Origin of the sequence: Mycobacterium sp. 1423905.2, from assembly GCF_001673155.1 — a bacterium.
In the GTDB taxonomy this organism is placed as follows: Bacteria; Actinomycetota; Actinomycetes; order Mycobacteriales; family Mycobacteriaceae; genus Mycobacterium.
Map to the genome: position 1 here is coordinate 1 of NZ_LZLE01000055.1, position 636 is coordinate 636.

Sequence of the window (636 nt, forward strand, 5' to 3'; positions counted from 1 at the left end):
CCGTCTGGCTCAACCGGCTGCGCGCGCTGGCGCACCGAACCTGCGTGGCGCCGCTGCCGTACGCGCAAGCCGACCTCGACGCGTTGCAGCGGGTCAACGATCCGGGCCTCAACGCCGCCGCCACCGGCACCGCGGGTGAGATCGTCGACCGCATCCTGGACGTCGCCTCGGTGCGCGGGGCCACCCTGCTGCCCGACGGCCCGCTCACCGACCGCGCCGTCAGCCTGCTCAGCGCCAACGACAGCACGGTCGCGATCGCTGCCGCTGACCTCGCCGGCCACGACAGCAACGCCCTGCCCGAAACCGGTTCGGCGGTCAGCGCCAACACCACCCCGCGGCGGCTGTCCCGGCAGGTGGTCACCGCGCCGTTCGACCCGGCCGTCGGTGCGGCCCTGGCCGCGGCCGGAAGCAGCCCGGCCGTCCCGACCTACCTGGACTCCGCGCTGTCGGTACGCATCGGCCACGACTCGCACACCGCGCGGCGCCAAGACGCCGTCGGCGCCATGCTGTGGCGCAGCCTCACCCCCGACGCCGCGCCACGCACCCAGATCCTGGTGCCACCGGCGGCGTGGAACCTGCAGGCCGACGACGCGCAAATCCTGCTGAGCGCGCTGGCCACCACCATCCGCTCCGGCC

1 pseudogene is annotated in these 636 nt (G+C 74.8%); it reads left to right on the top strand.

Annotation, left to right across the window (positions count from 1 at the left end):
- Positions 1-636 (top strand): annotated as a pseudogene (locus A9W95_RS27125) (hypothetical protein); the annotation flags it as partial.